16 protein-coding genes are annotated in these 14,977 nt (G+C 71.6%); 8 read left to right on the top strand and 8 right to left on the bottom strand.

Translation table 11 applies throughout. The features are described 5' to 3' along the window. Positions 1-187: 187 nt before the first annotated feature. Positions 188-820, top strand: a complete 633-nt coding sequence (locus tag ACFUO4_RS14645; RefSeq protein ID WP_383485690.1) for a response regulator — start codon at positions 188-190, stop codon at positions 818-820. 32 nt (positions 821-852) lie between these two features. Here ACFUO4_RS14645 and ACFUO4_RS14640 read toward each other — a convergent pair whose 3' ends face one another. Beyond that, complete coding sequence (locus ACFUO4_RS14640) at positions 853-1,680, bottom strand: NAD(P)H-binding protein (RefSeq protein WP_383485687.1); 828 nt, start codon at positions 1,678-1,680, stop codon at positions 853-855. Positions 1,681-1,768: 88 nt separating this feature from the next. Here ACFUO4_RS14640 and ACFUO4_RS14635 point away from each other — a divergent pair, with 88 nt between their 5' ends. Next, positions 1,769-2,215, top strand: coding sequence for a winged helix-turn-helix transcriptional regulator (locus tag ACFUO4_RS14635; RefSeq protein ID WP_383484077.1), 447 nt, complete (start codon positions 1,769-1,771; stop codon positions 2,213-2,215). A 92-nt stretch (positions 2,216-2,307) separates the two neighbouring features. Here the strand turns inward: ACFUO4_RS14635 and ACFUO4_RS14630 are convergent, their stop codons facing one another. The 3 genes from ACFUO4_RS14630 to ACFUO4_RS14620 are packed head-to-tail and all read right to left on the bottom strand — an operon-like array spanning position 2,308 to position 5,183. Continuing rightward, positions 2,308-3,144, bottom strand: a complete 837-nt coding sequence (locus ACFUO4_RS14630) for a hypothetical protein (RefSeq protein ID WP_383484074.1) — start codon at positions 3,142-3,144, stop codon at positions 2,308-2,310. Then, positions 3,144-3,683, bottom strand: a complete 540-nt coding sequence (locus ACFUO4_RS14625; RefSeq protein ID WP_079312095.1) for a SigE family RNA polymerase sigma factor — start codon at positions 3,681-3,683, stop codon at positions 3,144-3,146. Before ACFUO4_RS14625 ends, ACFUO4_RS14630 begins: the two co-directional genes overlap by 1 nt. Before the next feature lie 51 nt (positions 3,684-3,734). Beyond that, positions 3,735-5,183, bottom strand: coding sequence for an MFS transporter (locus ACFUO4_RS14620; RefSeq protein ID WP_383484070.1), 1,449 nt, complete (start codon positions 5,181-5,183; stop codon positions 3,735-3,737). Positions 5,184-5,343: 160 nt separating this feature from the next. Here ACFUO4_RS14620 and ACFUO4_RS14615 point away from each other — a divergent pair, with 160 nt between their 5' ends. Beyond that, positions 5,344-7,077 carry an MFS transporter gene (locus ACFUO4_RS14615; protein ID WP_383484067.1) on the top strand — a complete coding sequence of 578 codons (1,734 nt, stop codon included), beginning with the start codon at positions 5,344-5,346 and terminating at the stop codon, positions 7,075-7,077. A gap of 149 nt (positions 7,078-7,226) precedes the next feature. Continuing rightward, positions 7,227-7,880 (top strand): class I SAM-dependent methyltransferase, encoded by a 654-nt coding sequence (locus ACFUO4_RS14610; protein ID WP_383484064.1) that lies wholly within the window; start codon positions 7,227-7,229, stop codon positions 7,878-7,880. Positions 7,881-7,886: 6 nt separating this feature from the next. Here ACFUO4_RS14610 and ACFUO4_RS14605 read toward each other — a convergent pair whose 3' ends face one another. Further along, the gene (locus ACFUO4_RS14605; protein ID WP_383484061.1) at positions 7,887-8,102 is read right to left on the bottom strand and encodes a chaplin family protein; all 216 of its coding nucleotides are present in this window, start codon (positions 8,100-8,102) and stop codon (positions 7,887-7,889) included. 118 nt (positions 8,103-8,220) lie between these two features. On the opposite strand from ACFUO4_RS14605, the gene ACFUO4_RS14600 reads away from it, so the two are divergent. The 4 genes from ACFUO4_RS14600 to ACFUO4_RS14585 all read left to right on the top strand — a co-directional run bounded on the left by ACFUO4_RS14600 (position 8,221) and on the right by ACFUO4_RS14585 (position 11,613). Then, entirely contained in the window at positions 8,221-9,189 is a 969-nt protein-coding gene (locus ACFUO4_RS14600) for an N-acetylmuramoyl-L-alanine amidase (RefSeq protein WP_383484058.1), read from the top strand. Positions 9,190-9,355: 166 nt separating this feature from the next. Next, positions 9,356-10,156, top strand: coding sequence for a DUF5336 domain-containing protein (locus tag ACFUO4_RS14595; protein WP_383484055.1), 801 nt, complete (start codon positions 9,356-9,358; stop codon positions 10,154-10,156). A gap of 107 nt (positions 10,157-10,263) precedes the next feature. Beyond that, entirely contained in the window at positions 10,264-11,277 is a 1,014-nt protein-coding gene (locus ACFUO4_RS14590) for an LLM class F420-dependent oxidoreductase (protein WP_383484052.1), read from the top strand. Positions 11,278-11,325: 48 nt separating this feature from the next. Continuing rightward, complete coding sequence (locus ACFUO4_RS14585; protein WP_079312107.1) at positions 11,326-11,613, top strand: hypothetical protein; 288 nt, start codon at positions 11,326-11,328, stop codon at positions 11,611-11,613. Between the two features lie 25 nt (positions 11,614-11,638). Here ACFUO4_RS14585 and ACFUO4_RS14580 read toward each other — a convergent pair whose 3' ends face one another. Genes ACFUO4_RS14580 through ACFUO4_RS14570 form a run of 3 tightly spaced genes read right to left on the bottom strand, consistent with a single transcriptional unit; the run spans position 11,639 to position 14,813 of the window. Then, positions 11,639-12,709, bottom strand: coding sequence for a prenyltransferase/squalene oxidase repeat-containing protein (locus ACFUO4_RS14580; protein WP_079312109.1), 1,071 nt, complete (start codon positions 12,707-12,709; stop codon positions 11,639-11,641). Beyond that, positions 12,706-13,440: a class I SAM-dependent methyltransferase gene (locus tag ACFUO4_RS14575; protein WP_079312111.1), complete on the bottom strand. Its 735-nt coding sequence runs from the start codon at positions 13,438-13,440 to the stop codon at positions 12,706-12,708. Before ACFUO4_RS14575 ends, ACFUO4_RS14580 begins: the two co-directional genes overlap by 4 nt. Continuing rightward, on the bottom strand, positions 13,434-14,813 hold the full coding sequence (locus ACFUO4_RS14570; protein ID WP_079312113.1) for a glycosyltransferase family 4 protein: 1,380 nt from the start codon (positions 14,811-14,813) through the stop codon (positions 13,434-13,436). The genes ACFUO4_RS14575 and ACFUO4_RS14570 overlap by 7 nt, the downstream gene beginning before the upstream one ends. Positions 14,814-14,977: the final 164 nt, after the last annotated feature.

Genomic DNA, 14,977 nt, shown 5'->3' with positions numbered 1-14,977 from the left:
CCGCACCCCACCCGCAATTGCCCCCGCGCACCCAGCCCCGCAGCCCACCCGCAATTACCCCCCGCGCACCCAGCCCCGCACCCCAACCGCACACGCCCCCCACGCCCAGCCCCGCACCCCACCCGCACATGCCCCCGCGCGCCCAGCGCCGCAGGCGAGCGCGTCCTACCCTTGGGCCGTGAACGAGATGCCGCGGGACTATCGGCCCGCCAAGTCCATCCGGGTCCTCCTCGCGGAGGATCAGGGCATGATGCGGGGCGCGCTCGCGCTGTTGCTCGGGATGGAGGCGGACATCGAGGTCGTCGCGCAGGTGGCGGCCGGTGACCTCATCGTGGACGCCGCGCTGACGCACCGTCCCGACGTCGCGCTCCTCGACATCGAACTGCCGGGCAAGAGCGGCCTGGACGCCGCCGCCGAGCTCCGCGACCAGGCCCCCGACTGCCGGGTGCTGATCCTGACCACCTTCGGCCGCCCCGGCTATCTGCGCCGGGCCATGGAGGCCGGGGCCGCCGGTTTCCTGGTGAAGGACGGCCCCGTGGAGGAACTGGCCTCGTCGATCCGCCGGGTGCTGACCGGCGAGACGGTCATCGATCCCGCCCTCGCCGCGGCCGCCCTCAGCGCCGGTCCCAACCCGCTGACGGCTCGTGAGTGCGAGGTCCTGAGCACCTCGGCGGACGGCGCGACGGTCGCCGACATCGCCGTCGCCCTGCACCTGTCGGAGTCCACGGTCCGCAACTACCTCTCCTCCGCGATCGGCAAGACAGGCACCCGCAACCGGACCGAGGCCCTGCGGGAGGCCCGTCAGCAGGGGTGGTTGTAGGGGTCGGCGGGAGACGCTGCACGACCGCCGGGCTACGCCGCCACCCGCGGCCTCGCAGCCGACGCCGCCGCCACCGCCGTCTCCAGAGGGTCCTCGGACGGTCGGCCGAGGAGTTCGGCGAGGTCGGGGTGGGTGCCGTCCAGGAAGCCGTGCCGTACGGCGGTCGCGATCGAGGCGAGCATGGGCGGCTGGAACGGCAGCAGCCCAGGCGTCTCGTCGAGGAGCCTGCGCCGGTACTCGCCCAGGCCGATGCCCCGGTGCGGGACCCCGAGCCGGCCGGCCACGTCCGCCGCCGTGATCGGCGTACCGACCAACTCGTGGACGCGCCCGGCATGGCGGGCCGGGTCCGCCGCCACGACCGCCGCGGCCTCGGCGAGGTCGGCCCGCGTGACCGCGGCGAGCGCGCCGTCGCCGAACGCCGACTCCACGCCCGCCCCGTCGGCCGACCACATCAGCAGCCCGCCGAAGAGCTCGGCGTACAGCCCGTTGCGCAGGATCGTCCACGGCAGGCCCGACGCGCGCAGCAGCCGCTCCGTCGCGCGGTGGGCCAGCGCGAAGCCGAGATGGTCACCGGCGCCCGCCAGGCTCGTGTAGACGACGTGCCGTACGCCGTCCCGCACGGCCGCGTCGACCGCCGCCGTGTGTCGTGCGACGACTTGGTCGTCCTCGGCGTAGCCGGCGGAGACCAGCACCAGGGTGGTCACCCCGGTGAGGTCGATGCCGGCGGGATCGTCGAAGTCGAGCCTTCTCATCCCCTCGCCCGGGGTGCGGCTGCCGCCGGTCGCGGTCGCACCGCCCGTTCGCAGTGCCGCGAGCGTGGCCGAGCCGAGGCCGCCGTTCGCTCCGGTCACCAGAATCATGCCGGTCATGTCTCCCCCGTCGTGGATCTGCGCGGTGACTACGCTTGATCCTTGCCCGGCCAACTACCGCCCACAAGGAGGCAGTTCCATGTCACCCACGCACACGGAGGTAACCACCGCGCCCGCCCCGCCCCTCACCACCGCCCCGGCCGACCTCGACCCCTGCGGCCACGAGGACCACCCCGACTGCGGCATCCGTGACGTCCTCGACCGCATCGGCGACAAGTGGTCCGTGTACGTGATCGTCGAACTCGCCTCCGGCCCGCGCCGGTTCCGGGAGTTGCAGCGCGCGATCCACGGCATCTCCCAGCGCATGCTCACCCTCACCGTGCGCCGCCTGGAACGCGACGGTCTCGTCCTGCGCACCGTCTACCCGACCGTCCCGGCCCAGGTCGACTACCGCCTCACCGAGACCGGCAGCAGCCTCACCCACCTGGTCAAGGCCCTCACCGACTGGTCCCTGACCCACCGCCCCGTCATCGCCGAGGCCCGCGACGCCTACGACCGCACCCACCCGGACCACGACATCCACTGAACGCCGGCCGCGCCCGCACCGCGTGTCGCCGGCGCCGGCCGGGACGGACACCCCCGTGCCCCGCCCAGGCCGGCCCCGACCGGCCTTCTCCCCTACCTGACCGCCGTCACATCGGCCGTCCCGTATCCGGTGCCCTTCGGTGCCAGGCACACGAACCAGTCCACGGGTGAGCCCTTCGCCGTACGGATCGCCGCCTGGTCGGTGCTGACCTCGGTGTCCTGGCCCGGGCGATCGACCTTCGTCTTCGTGCCGTCCCTCCAGGTGCAGGTGACCTGCTCGGCGTCCTTGCCGACCATGCCGACGACCAGGCGTTGCACATGCTCGTTTGTCGTCCTGAAGGGAATCGCGGCGGATTGGACGTCCGTGCTCCCCATGGGGTCGTCGGCCGCCTCGAAGGCGTCCTCGTAGACGCCCCGGCGGTTGTCCCGGTCGGCGCTGTCGCCGTCGCTGAAGAACGTGACGTACGAGCTCTTGCCGATCAGTTCGGAGGCCTTGGTCACGCCCGTGGGGACGTCGCCGTACTCGCCCATCGCCGCCAGCTGGCCCGCGGCCTCGGCCTCGCTCCTCGGGGCCGCCCAGACGTCGATGAAGACCCGCCACTCCTTGCCGTCCTCGACGCCGGTCCGGAGCGTCGTGCGCTGGGGGGTGTAGAGGTCCGCCCGGGTCGCCGTGGGGGCCTGGGTGGCCGGTGGTGTCACCGTGCCGCTCCCGCCCGGCAGCCCCGCCACCGCGAGCGTCGCCGAGGAGCCGGCGATCACCAGAGCGGTGGCCGCGGCCACCGCCCAGCGGCGGGCCTTGCGGCGGCGGCCGCCCCGGATCACCGCCTCGTAAGGGGCTATGCCGATCTCGACCTCGTCCGTGGCGTCGGCCAGCAGGAGGGTGATGTCGCTGTTCGCCATGTCGTGGTTCGTCTCCCGGTCCGCGCTCATCACTTCCGCCCTCCCTGCGTCACCATGTCGGCCAGCCCCGGTATGGCGCGGAGTTTCGCGATCCCCTTGGCCGCGTTGCTCTTCACCGAGCCGACGGAACAGCCCATCGCCTCGGCGGTCTGGGTCTCGGTCAGGTCCTCCCAGTAGCGCAGGACCACGGCCTCGCGCTGCCGCGGCGGCAGTTGGGCCAGCGCCTTCAGCAGAGCGCTGCGGTCCTCGGCCTGCGCGATGCGGTCACCGGTGTCGGCGATCTCGCGGACCAGTCCCGAGTCGTCCTTGGGAGCCAGGAACTCCCTGAGCTTTCTGCGGTGTTTTCTCGCGTGCGCGTTGATCATCACGCGCCGTACGTACGCCTCCGGGTCGTCGGCCGAGCCGACTCTGCGCCAGGCCACGTAGACCTGTTCCAGGGTCGACTGGACCAGGTCCTCCGCGGCGTGCTGCTCCCCCGTGAGGAGAAATGCCGTCCTCATCAGCCGCGGCCAGCGGCCGATGACGAAGCTCTGGAACTCAGCGTCCCGAGCCTCCTTGCGATCCCCCATGGGCACCTCCTAGATGTTCAAAGGAGTCCATGGGCCCCTCGGACCGTTGCCTCAGTTCGAGGACTTTTTCGACGGCGCCGCCACCACCCTCCGGGGCAGCCACACCAGCATGAGCAGCACCCCGCCGATCAGCACCCCGGTCCCCGTGCGGAACACCAGCGCGTACCCGTCGGTGAGCGCCTCCGCCGTCGCCCGGTCCCCCGTGCGCGACGCCGCGACCGTCGACATCACCGCGAGCCCCAGCGAGCCGCCCATGGTGCGCGAGGTGTTGACCAGCCCCGACACCAGCCCGGCCTCCCCGGGCGCCGCCCCCGACGTGGCCAGTGCGGCCAGCGGTGTCGTCGCCAGGCCCGCGCCCAGCATCATCAGGATGCCGGGGCACATGACCGTCACCACGTACCCGGCGTCGACGCTCATCGTCGACTGCCAGGCGAACCCGGCCACCGCCACGCACGTCCCCAGGACCGCCGCCATGCGCGCGCCCACGGCCCGCATCAGCCGCGGTGCCGTCTTGGAGCCCAGGATCACGGCGAGCGAGCTGGGCACGAGGGCGAGCCCGGCCTCCAGCGGCGAGTAGCCGAGGACGTTCTGGGCGTACAGCGTCATGAAGAACCACATGCAGAACATCGCCGAGCCGGACAGGAACATCGCCACGTTCGCCGCGGCCACCGACCGGACGCGGAGCAGCCCGAGCGGCATCAGCGGGGCGGCCGTACGCGCCTCGACGGCGAGGAAGAGCCCGATCAGCGCGAGCCCGGCGAGCAGCGGCACCACCGTCGCCGCCGACGCCCACCCCGAGGCTTCCGTCCCGGAGATGCCGTACGCCAGTGTGGCCAGCCCCGCAGTCACCAGCACCGCGCCGGGCAGGTCGAGCCGCCGCCCGTCCCCGGCCCGGCTCTCGTTCAGCCACCACAGGGCGCCGAGGAGCACGACGGCCCCGACCGGCACGTTGATCAGCAGGGTCCAGCGCCACGACCACGCGTCCACCAGCGCCCCGCCGACCAGGCCGCCCGCCGCGCCGCCGCCTCCGCCGACCGCGGTCCAGGTGGCTATGGCACGCGCGCGTGCGGGTCCCTCCGGGACGGCGGAGGTGACGATCGTCAGCGTCGAGGGCGCGAGCACCGCCGCGCCGAGCCCCTGCGCGGCCCGCGCCGGCAGCAGCTGCCAGCCCTCCTGGGCGAGGCCGCCGGCGAGCGAGGCCAGCGTGAACAGACCGAGCCCGACGAGGAACATCCGCTTGCGCCCGTACAGGTCCCCGGCCCGCCCGCCGAGCAGCATGAACCCGGCGAAGGCGATCGCGTACGCGTTCACGACCCATTGCAGCCCGGAGGCGCTCATACCCAGATCGGCCCGTATCGAGGGCAGCGCCACGTTCACCACGGACACGTCCAGCACGACGAGGAACTGTCCGGCGCACGCGAGCGCCACCACCACCCAGGCGGGCGGGGCGGTACGGCGAGGGGGCGCGACGGTGATCGGGACTTCGGCGGCTCGGGACATGGGCGTCATACTCTCAACCGCTCTGCGCCCCTGGCATCGGGATTTGGGTCTAGGTCCAGGGCCCTCGGCCCGTGGTCCCAGTGTCAAGAGAAGATAAAGAAATCGTTAGTGGCTCGAAGCATCGGAATAGTTGCCCCGGCACACCGAGTTCATTGCACACATGAGACTTACGCCGACCGACCAGCCCGCCCGCACCGCAAGCGGCGCCGTCGTCCCGGTGCTCGCGTTCGCGGGCATCGTCGTCGCGGTGATGCAGACCCTGCTCGTCCCCGTCATCAAGGACCTGCCGCAGCTGCTGGACACCGCCCCCAGCAACGCCACCTGGGTCCTGACCTCGACCCTGCTCTCCGGCGCCGTCGCCACCCCGATCATGGGCCGTCTCGGCGACCTGTACGGCAAGCGCCGCATGCTGATCGCCAGCCTCTCGGTCATGGTGGTCGGCGCCCTCGTCAGCGCGCTCACCAGCGACCTGCTCCTGATGATCACCGGCCGCACCCTCCAGGGCTTCGCCATGGGCGCGATCCCCCTCGGCATCGGCCTGATGCGCGACATGCTGCCCCGCGAGAAGCTCGGCTCGGCGATGGCCCTGATGAGCTCCTCCATCGGCGTCGGGGGCGGCCTCGCCCTCCCCCTCGCGGCCCTGATCGCCCAGCACGCCGACTGGCACGCCCTCTTCTACGGCGCCGCGGGCCTCGGCGCGCTCTCCATCGTGCTCACCCTGCTCGTCGTACCGGAATCGACGATGCGCGCGGAAGGCACCTTCGACCTCCTCGGCGCCCTCGGCCTCTCCACCGGCCTGGTCCTCTTCCTGCTGCCCATCACCAAGGGCAGCGACTGGGGCTGGACGTCCGGCACCACGCTCGGCCTGTTCGCCGCGTCCGCCGTCGTCCTCGTCCTGTGGGGCGTCTACGAGCTCCGCGCCGCGGCCCCCCTCGTCGACCTGCGCACCACGGCCCGCCCCGCGGTCCTCTTCACCAACCTGGCCTCGATCATGGTCGGTGTCTCGTTCTACGTCGTCTCGCTCGTCCTTCCCCAGCTGCTCCAGCTCCCGAAGGCCACCGGCTACGGCCTCGGCCAGTCCATGGTCGTCGCCGGTCTGCTGGTCGCCCCGCTGGGCCTGACGATGATGTTCACGGCGCCCGTCTACGCCCGCCTGTCCGCGAAGTACGGCCCCAAGTTCACCCTCATCCTCGGCATGCTGATCATCGCGATCGGCTACGGCGCGGGCCTCGGCCTGATGAGCGCGGCCTGGCAGAGCCTGGTCATCGCGGTCGTGCTGGGCGCGGGCATCGGCCTCGCGTACTCCTCGCTGCCCGCCCTGATCGTCGGCGCGGTGCCCGCGTCGGAGACGGGTGCGGCGAACGGCCTCAACACCCTGATGCGGTCCATCGGTACGTCGGTGTCCAGCGCCGTCATCGGCATGGTCCTCGCCAACACCGCGAACACCGTGAACGGCGTCGAGATCCCCACGATGCACGGCTTCCGCGTCTCGTTCCTCATCGCGACGGGCGCGGTCGGGGTGGGCCTGCTGATGGCCCTGTTCCTCCCCAAGCCCGACCGCGCGCCGCGGCTCAACGCGAGCAGCGAGGAGGACGCGAACCTGGAGCGCGCGGAGGCGGTGCTGCGCTGCTTCCGCGGGCGGGTCCTCGGCGCCGACGGTTCGCCTGTCGCGCGTGCGAAGGTGACGCTCATCGACCGGCGGGGGCGGCAGGCGGGGGCGACGCTGTCCGAGGAGGACGGGAGCTATGCGCTCGCCGTTCCGGCGGAGGGGGCGTACGTGCTCGCCGCGAAGGCCTCCGGCCATGGGCCGCTTGCTTCGTCGGCCACGCATGCGGGGGATGAGAGTGCCGTGGACGTGGATCTTTCTTTGCCCGGGGAGACGGTGACCGCGTAAGGGTTCGTTGTCGGGTGCGGGTCCACTGTGGCTGGTCGCGCAGTTCCCCGCGCCCCTAAGGGCCCTTGACCTGCACCCCCGTCACCTGCGTGATGGGGGTGTGGTGCACCATGGGCGCCCATGACCCCGTACGACCGAAAGGGACCCCCATGACCGCCTCGGCACCCAAGCCCGAGATCCTCGCCGCGTTCGAGGGTGCCAAGGGGTTCATGCCCGTGCACGAAGGGCTTGCCCTGTACGAGGCGGCCGTCGATGCCGGGCGGCTCGGGCTCCCCCTCCTCGAAGTCGGTACGTACTGCGGGCGTTCCGCGATCCTCCTCGCGGACGCGGCGCGCGCGGCCGGGGTGACGGCGCTGACCGTCGACCATCACCGGGGCAGCGAGGAGCAGCAGCCGGGCTGGGAGTACCACGACCCGGAGACGGTCGACCCCGAACTCGGGCTGATGGACACGCTGCCGACGTTCCGCCGCACCCTGCACCGGGCGGGCCTGGAGGACCACATCGTCGCCCTCGTCGGCCGCTCCCCGCAGGTGGCGAAGATCTGGAACTCGCCGCTCGGCCTCGTCTTCATCGACGGCGGCCACACCGACGAGCACGCGAGCGCGGACTACGAGGGGTGGGCCCCGCACGTCGCCGAGGGCGGGCTGCTCCTCATCCACGACGTGCATCCGGACCCGAAGGACGAGTTCACCGGGCAGGCGCCGTACCGGATCTATCTGCGGGCGCTGGAGTCCGGCGCCTTCACGGAGGTCTCGGCGACCGCCACGCTGCGCGTGCTGCGGCGCACGGGCGTGGGTATCTGAAGGGCTTCAGGGCTTCACGTTGATGTCGATGTCGACCGGGGTCTGGATGACGTTGCCGGTGCCGACGCCCGGCTGGTTGTAGACGTAGTCGACGGCGCAGGCGTCCTCCGGCGGAGTGCAGGGGAACGGGTCGGCCTGGGCCGCGGGCGCGCCCAGGGCGACGGTCGCGGCGACGGTGACGGTCGTGAGAGCGCCGGCTATGACGCGCACATGTGATCTCATGGGCGATTCTTCGCATACCGCCCAGCCGTGAGCGACGCCGGTGTGCCGTTCGGATGAAACGACCCGCCCGGCGTACACCACCCCGCCTCGCCACTCACCCGCCGCTAGGGTGGCTGTCGTGTCGTACGTAGGCCCGGACTTCGATCCTCCCCAGCCCCGCCGTCCCAGGCGCCGCCCTCTCACGGTCGCGGTGGCCGCTCTCGTGCCGGGCGCGCTGCTCGGCTGGCTGGTGTACGAGGCGGTGGGCGGGTCGGGTGGCGGCGCGAGCGAGGCCGTGGGGACGCCGACCTCCTTGTCGAGCGCGCCGGCCTCGGCTTCCGGCCCCAGGACGACCAAGGCGACCGACGACGCGAAGCCGAGCCCTAGCCCGAGTCCGGCTCCGAGCAAGACCACCTCCGCCCCGGCCGCCTCCGGCCCTCTCAAGGGCAAGGTCGTCGTCATCGACCCCGGGCACAACCCGAGCAACTTCCAGCACACGGCCGAGATCAACAAGAAGGTGAACATCGGCACGAACTGGAAGGAATGCGATACGACGGGCACGTCCACCAATTCCGGTTACACCGAGGCCAAGTTCACCCTCGACGTCGCCCACCGGCTGCGCACGCTCCTCGAACAGCAGGGCGCCACGGTGAAGTTGACCCAGGACGGCGACCGGCCGTACGGCCCGTGCGTCGACGAGCGGGCCCGTATCGGCAACAACGCCCACGCCGACGCCGTCGTCTCCGTCCACGCCGACGGCGCGGGCGCGGGCCAACGCGGCTTCCACGTCATCCTCCCGGGCAGCGTCCACGCGGGCGCCGCCGACACCCGGCCGATCGTCGCCTCCTCCGCGGATCTCGGCGAGCGCATCGCGGGCAGTTTCGTCCGCGTCACGGGCAGCGCCCCCTCCAACTACGTCGGCGACGGCACCGGCCTCGTCACGCGTAAGGACCTGGGCGGTCTCAATCTGTCAACGGTTCCCAAGGTGTTCATCGAGTGCGGCAACATGCGCGATACCAAGGACGCGGCACAGCTGACCAGCGGTGCCTGGCGGCAGAAGGCGGCGCAGGGAATCTCTGAAGGAATCGTGAGTTTCCTGCGCGGCTAGCGGTTCGCGGGTTGATCCCTGCGGACAGCCTCGTCGGACGGACGATAAGGTCGTCTTTACGATGAGGGGCCACCCCCGCGCTTCACACCGGGGCCTGACGGCGACATGGTGACAGCGACGCCTCCAGCGAGCCGATGACGAGACGACTGAACCGAAGGACCTTGAAGTGAATATCCGCTCCCTCACTAGAGGCGACGGCGTGGTGATCGGAGCAGCGGTGTTGCTGTTCATCGCGTCCCTCCTCGACGTTGCCAGCTGCGACGGCCCCTACTGTGGCAGCGTCGATGCTCCGAACGCGTGGGGCTTGAGCCTCGGTCTCGGGCTCGGTACTTACATGACCGGCGTGGTCGGCGGCGCACTCGTTGTGCTCGCCCGGCTTCTGCCCCAGCCTCGCAAGGTCGCGGGCCTGGACCTGGGTACCGTCGGTGTTGCCCTCACGGTCGCGGCCGCCTGGGCGCTGCTGTGGTGGACGATCGACGCGGACGGCGCGGGCGCCGGTCTCATCCTCGGCATGATCGCCGCGCTGCTCCTCGCCGGCGGCGCCATTGCCACCCCTCTCGTCCCCGCCCTCAAGGGCGCCCTCCTCCCCGCCCAGGGCCCCGCCGCCCCCCAGCCCTACGGCGCCCAGCCGCAGGGCGGTTACGGCTACCCCGGCGCCGGTGCCCCGCAGCCCGGTCAGCCCTACGGCGGTGGCCAGCCGCAGCCGACGGCCCCGTTCAACGCCGGCCAGCCGCAGCCGCAGCCGGGTCAGCCCACGCAGGCGGCGTCGGACTTCTCCCCGTTCTGGTTCGCCGTACCCGTCCCGCGCCCCCTCTTCGCCGAGGACGGCTCGCAGACGCCGATCGCCGAACTGGCGCCGGGCACCTGGTACCTGGCCGTCGAGCAGCGCGGCCCGGCCCTGGTCGCCCAGACGCAGGACGGCCGCCGTGGCGTGCTGCAGGACACCTCGGGCATCCAGCGCGGCTGAGCCCGGAGCGACAACCAACGCACGGCCCCTCTCCCTTCCGGGTGAGGGGCCGTTGTCGTACAGTCGCCTCCCTCGACCGGAGTCTGACGTACCGTCAGGAGGCAGGCATGCGGCTCGGTCTCGCGCTCGGCTACTGGGGGCGTGGCCCCAACCCGGAGCACGTTCCGCTCGCGCAGGAAGCCGAGCGGCTCGGTTACGACTCCGTGTGGACCGCCGAGTCCTGGGGATCGGACGTCTTCACGCCCCTCACCTGGATCGCCGCCCACACCACAACGATCAAGCTCGGCACGGCCGTTGCCCAGATGGCGGCCCGCTCCCCCACCACCACCGCCATGCACGCCCTCACCCTCGACCACCTCTCCGGCGGCCGCATGATGCTCGGGCTGGGGCTGTCCGGGCCGCAGGTGGTCGAGGGCTGGTACGGCCGCCCGTTCCCCACGTCGCCGCTGACCGCGACGCGCGAGTACGTCGACGTCGTACGCCAGGTCCTGCGCCGCGAGGGCCCCGTCGAGCTGGCCGGCCGCTTCCACGCCCACCCCTACACCGGCCCCGACGCCACCGGCCTCGGCAAACCCCTCAAGCCCATCACCCACCCCCTCCGCCCCGGCCGCCTCCCGGTCCTCCTCGGTGCCGAGGGCCCCAGGAACATCGCCCAGACCACCCGTATCGCCGACGGCTGGCTCCCCCTGTACTGGTCCCCCACCCGCCCCGAGGTGTACGAGGCCTCGCTCGCCGAGGCGCCCGACGGCTTCCTCGTCGCGCCGATGGCCCAGGTCCGCGTCTGTGACGACGTACGCGAGGGGCTGCTGCCCGTGAAGACCATGCTCGGCTTCTACATCGGGGGCATGGGCCACGCCCGCCGCAACTTCCACGCCGACCTCATGGCCCGCATGGGGTACGAGGAGGAGGCGCGCCGGATTCAACGGCTGTTCCTCGAAGGCCGCAGGGAGGAAGCGGTGCTGGCCGTCCCCGACGCCTTCGCCGACGAGATCTCTCTCGTCGGCCCGCGTGAACGCATCGCCGAGCGGCTGGAGTCGTGGCGCAAGGGGCCCGTGACGGACCTGCTGGCCCTCTCCCCCGACCGGGAGTCGCTGCGCGTGCTGGCGGAGCTGAACTCCTGAGGGCAGCCGTTCGGGTTTCATATAGCATCCGGCGGCAATCCGAAAGGCATGTCTCGATACAGAAGCGGTAATCGAGCCGGCGCGGTCATAGCGATCGTCGCCGACGTCATGGCCCTCATCCTGGGCCTGTGGATTCTGATGTACCTGTTGGACGCCAACCGTGCCAACGAGCTGGTGCAGTTCGTCCACAACGTGGCCAACTGGCTGGCCGGCTGGTCGCGCGACCTGTTCACCTTCGACGAGGCCTGGGCCCGCGTGGTCGCGGGTTACGGCCTGGCAGCGGTGGTCTACCTGTTCGTCGGCCACGCGATCGCCGGACGGATGACGCGGCACTGACCACCCGCCCGGCTGTTCACGGGGATCAGGCGCAGCAGTCCGGATCCAGCCCCCTCGGCAGCTGCTCCCCGCCGAACACCGTGCAGGTCGCCTCGTCGCCGCCCAGCGCGGCGACCGCGAGCAGCAGCGATCCGGCCGTCCAGGTCGTGAGTTCCCGCGGCCAGATCGCGTCGTCCTCGAAGACGTAGCCCGTCCAGTACAGGCCGGACTCCTCGTCCCGCAGGTGCTGGATGGACTGGAGGATCTCCAGCGCGCGGTCGGACTCGCCCATCGCCCAGAGGGCCAGGGCGAGTTCGGCCGACTCGCCGCCCGTCACCCACGGGTTGGGGACGACGCAGCGCACCCCGAGCCCGGGGACGACGAAGCGCTCCCAGTCCTTCTCCACCCGGGACTTGGCCTCCGCGCCCGTCAACGCGCCGCCCAGGACGGGGTAGTACCAGTCCATGGAGTAGCGGTCCTTGTCCAGGAACCGCTCCGGGTGGCGGCGGATCGCGTGGCGCAGGGCTCCTACCGCCAACTCCCAGTCCGGTTGCGGCTCTTCGCGCTGTTCGGCGATGGCCAGGGCGCAGCGCAAGGCGTGGTGGATGGACGAGGAACCGGTCAGCAGCGCGTCCGTCGTGAAGCTGCCGTCCTCCTCGCCCTTCCAGCCGATCTGGCCGCCGGGCTGCTGCAGCCGCAGCACGTACTCCATCGCCGCGTAGACCGACGGCCACATGCGGTCCAGGAAGGTGTCGTCGCCCGTCGAGAGGTAGTGGTGCCACACCCCTACGGCGATGTAGGCGACGAAGTTGGTCTCGCGGCCCCGGTCGGTGACGTCCGCGAAGTCCCCGTCCCGGTACGCGGCGTACCAGGAGCCGTCCGCGTTCTGGTGCCGGGCCAGCCACTCGTACGCCCGCTCCGCCGCCTCGTGTTCGCCGGCCGCGTCGAGGGCCATCGCGGCCTCGGTGTGGTCCCACGGGTCGAGGTGGTGGCCGCGGAACCACGGGATCGCGCCGTCCTCGCGCTGTACGGCGAGGATGCCGGCGACGGTCGCGGCGGCCTGCTCGGCGGTCAGCACCCCGGGCAGGACGAGGTGTTCTGTCCGGGGAGTGGTCACTTGGCGTCCACCCGCGGCAGGTGCGGCTTGGTCGCGTAGGCCACGAAGCTCTTGCCGATCAGAGGGTTGAGGGCCTGCTCGGCGACCCGGGTCGCGAGCGGTTTCTTCATGATGTCCCAGACCAGGAGCTTGTGGTACGCCTTCACCGGCAGCGCCTTGTCGTTGTCGACGCCGAACGCGCACTTCAGCCACCAGTACGGCGAGTGCAGCGCGTGCGCGTGGTGGGTGCCGTACGGCTTGAGGCCGGCCTCACGGATCTTCGCGAGCAGTTCGTCCGCCTTGTAGATGCGGATGTGGCCGCCCTCGACCTCGTGGTAGGCGTCGGACAGCGCCCAGCAGACCTTCTCGGGGCCGTAGCGCGGGACGGTGACGGCGATCCGGCCGCCGGGCTTGAGCACCCGGACCATCTCGGCGAGGACGCCCTTGTCGTCCGGGATGTGCTCCATGACCTCGGAGATGATCACGACGTCGAAGGACTCGTCCGGGAACGGGAGCGCGAGGGCGTCGCCCTCCATGGCGGTGGCGGTGGCGCCCTCGGGGGCCTCGCCGGCCTCCTTCATCGCCGCGAACCACTTCGCGACCTCGCGGATCTCCTCGGCGTTCTGGTCCAGGGCGACGACCTGGGCGCCGCGCCGGTAGCACTCGAACGCGTGCCGGCCGGCTCCGCAGCCGAGGTCCAGGACGCGGTCGCCCGGGGCGAGCGGGAACCGGGAGAAGTCGACGGTCAGCACGTGGCCCTGCTTTCGGATGAGATGCCTGCAACAGTCACTGAGGCCGCGGAGCGGCCTGGAAGCGTGGTCGCGGAGCGGGCCATCGCGTCTCGGTATCTGGCGACCGTTCCCTCGGCGGCTCTGGCCCAGGTGAACTTCGCCAGTACCCGCTCACGCCCGGCCGAGCCGAGTCGCGCTCTCAAGGCCGGGTCGCTCAGCAACCGGCCCAGTCCAGCGGCCAGCGCCCCCGCGTCGCCGGGCGGGACGGCGAGGCACGTCTCGCCGTCGGGGCCGGCGACCTCGGGGATCGCTCCGCCGGTCGTCGCGAGGAGCGGCGTTCCCGTGGCCATGGCTTCCGCCGCCGGGAGGGAGAAGCCCTCGTAGAGGGAGGGGACGCAGGCGATCTCGGCCGAGCGGACCAGGTCGACGAGTTCGGCGTCGGAGATGCCCTTGACGAAGTCGACGGCGCCTTCGAGGCCGTACCGCTCTATGGCCTGGGCGACGGGTCCGTCCTCGGCGCGCTTGCCGACGACGACGAGGTGGGCCTCGGGGTGCTCGACGCGGACCTTGGCGAGTGCCTCGATGAGGTAGATGAGGCCCTTGAGCGGGACGTCGGCGCTGGAGGTGGTGACGATCCGGCCGGGCACCCGGCGGACCGACGCGTCCGGCTTGAACAGGTCGGTGTCGGCGCCGATGTGGACGACGTGGATGCGGTCGTCGCGGACACCGAGGTGGTCGACGATCTCCTGGCGGGAGGTGCCGGAGACGGTCAGGACGGACGGCAGCCGGCGGGCGACGCGCTTCTGCATGCGAGTGAAGGCGTACCAGCGGCGGACCGAGTAGCGGCGCTTCCAGCCCTCGGCCGCGTCCAGCTCCAACTGCCGGTCCACGGTGATGGGGTGGTGGATGGTGGTGACCAAAGGCGCCCCCACGTCTCCCAACAACCCGTACCCCAGCGTCTGGTTGTCGTGGACGACGTCGAACTCGCCGCGTCGGGCGCGCAGATGGCGGCGGGCGCGGAGCGAGAAGGTGAGGGGCTCGGGGAAGCCGCCGGTCCACATGGTGCCGACCTCGAGGGCGTCGATCCAGTCGCGGAACTCGTCGCGCTTAGGGGTGCGGAAGGGGTCCGGGGAGCGGTAGAGGTCGAGGCTCGGCAGCTCCGTGAGGGACAGCCGGTCCTCCAGGCCTGCGTCCAGGACCGGGTACGGCTGGGAGCCGATGACCTCGACGCGGTGGCCGAGGCGGGCCAGTTCGCGGGAGAGGTGGCGGACGTAGACGCCCTGGCCGCCGCAGAACGGGTTTCCCTTATAGGTGAGGAGTGCGATGTTGAGCGGTCGCTCGCCGTCCGCGGCCGGGTCCTCCTGGGACCCCGCCTGACTGGCCTCAGCGGTCACTCCGGGCCCCCTTCTTCCTGCTGTTTCCCGCGAGATTACGCCGGGACGCTAATCTAGAACAAGTTTCAGACTTGATCGTCCAAGAGGCTCTGAATCTACCGGCAGGTAGGGGCGGTGTGAGCAGTGGATCAGGTGATTCGCGCCACGGCCGAAGCCCCTGTCAT

The sequence above is a fragment of the Streptomyces sp. NPDC057280 genome, assembly GCF_042668605.1.
Classification (GTDB): Bacteria; Actinomycetota; Actinomycetes; order Streptomycetales; family Streptomycetaceae; genus Streptomyces.
This window is presented reverse-complemented; position numbering and strand designations above follow the sequence as displayed.

What these genes read in the sequence shown, in the direction of transcription:
- ACFUO4_RS14645 (WP_383485690.1), top strand. Translation starts at nt 188, where the DNA reads ATGCCGCGGGACTATCGGCCCGCCAAGTCCATCCGGGTCCTCCTCGCG.
- ACFUO4_RS14640 (WP_383485687.1), bottom strand. Translation starts at nt 1,680, where the DNA reads ATGATTCTGGTGACCGGAGCGAACGGCGGCCTCGGCTCGGCCACGCTC.
- ACFUO4_RS14635 (WP_383484077.1), top strand. Translation starts at nt 1,769, where the DNA reads ATGTCACCCACGCACACGGAGGTAACCACCGCGCCCGCCCCGCCCCTC.
- ACFUO4_RS14630 (WP_383484074.1), bottom strand. Translation starts at nt 3,144, where the DNA reads ATGAGCGCGGACCGGGAGACGAACCACGACATGGCGAACAGCGACATC.
- ACFUO4_RS14625 (WP_079312095.1), bottom strand. Translation starts at nt 3,683, where the DNA reads ATGGGGGATCGCAAGGAGGCTCGGGACGCTGAGTTCCAGAGCTTCGTC.
- ACFUO4_RS14620 (WP_383484070.1), bottom strand. Translation starts at nt 5,183, where the DNA reads ATGTCCCGAGCCGCCGAAGTCCCGATCACCGTCGCGCCCCCTCGCCGT.
- ACFUO4_RS14615 (WP_383484067.1), top strand. Translation starts at nt 5,344, where the DNA reads ATGAGACTTACGCCGACCGACCAGCCCGCCCGCACCGCAAGCGGCGCC.
- ACFUO4_RS14610 (WP_383484064.1), top strand. Translation starts at nt 7,227, where the DNA reads ATGACCGCCTCGGCACCCAAGCCCGAGATCCTCGCCGCGTTCGAGGGT.
- ACFUO4_RS14605 (WP_383484061.1), bottom strand. Translation starts at nt 8,102, where the DNA reads ATGAGATCACATGTGCGCGTCATAGCCGGCGCTCTCACGACCGTCACC.
- ACFUO4_RS14590 (WP_383484052.1), top strand. Translation starts at nt 10,264, where the DNA reads ATGCGGCTCGGTCTCGCGCTCGGCTACTGGGGGCGTGGCCCCAACCCG.
- ACFUO4_RS14585 (WP_079312107.1), top strand. Translation starts at nt 11,326, where the DNA reads ATGTCTCGATACAGAAGCGGTAATCGAGCCGGCGCGGTCATAGCGATC.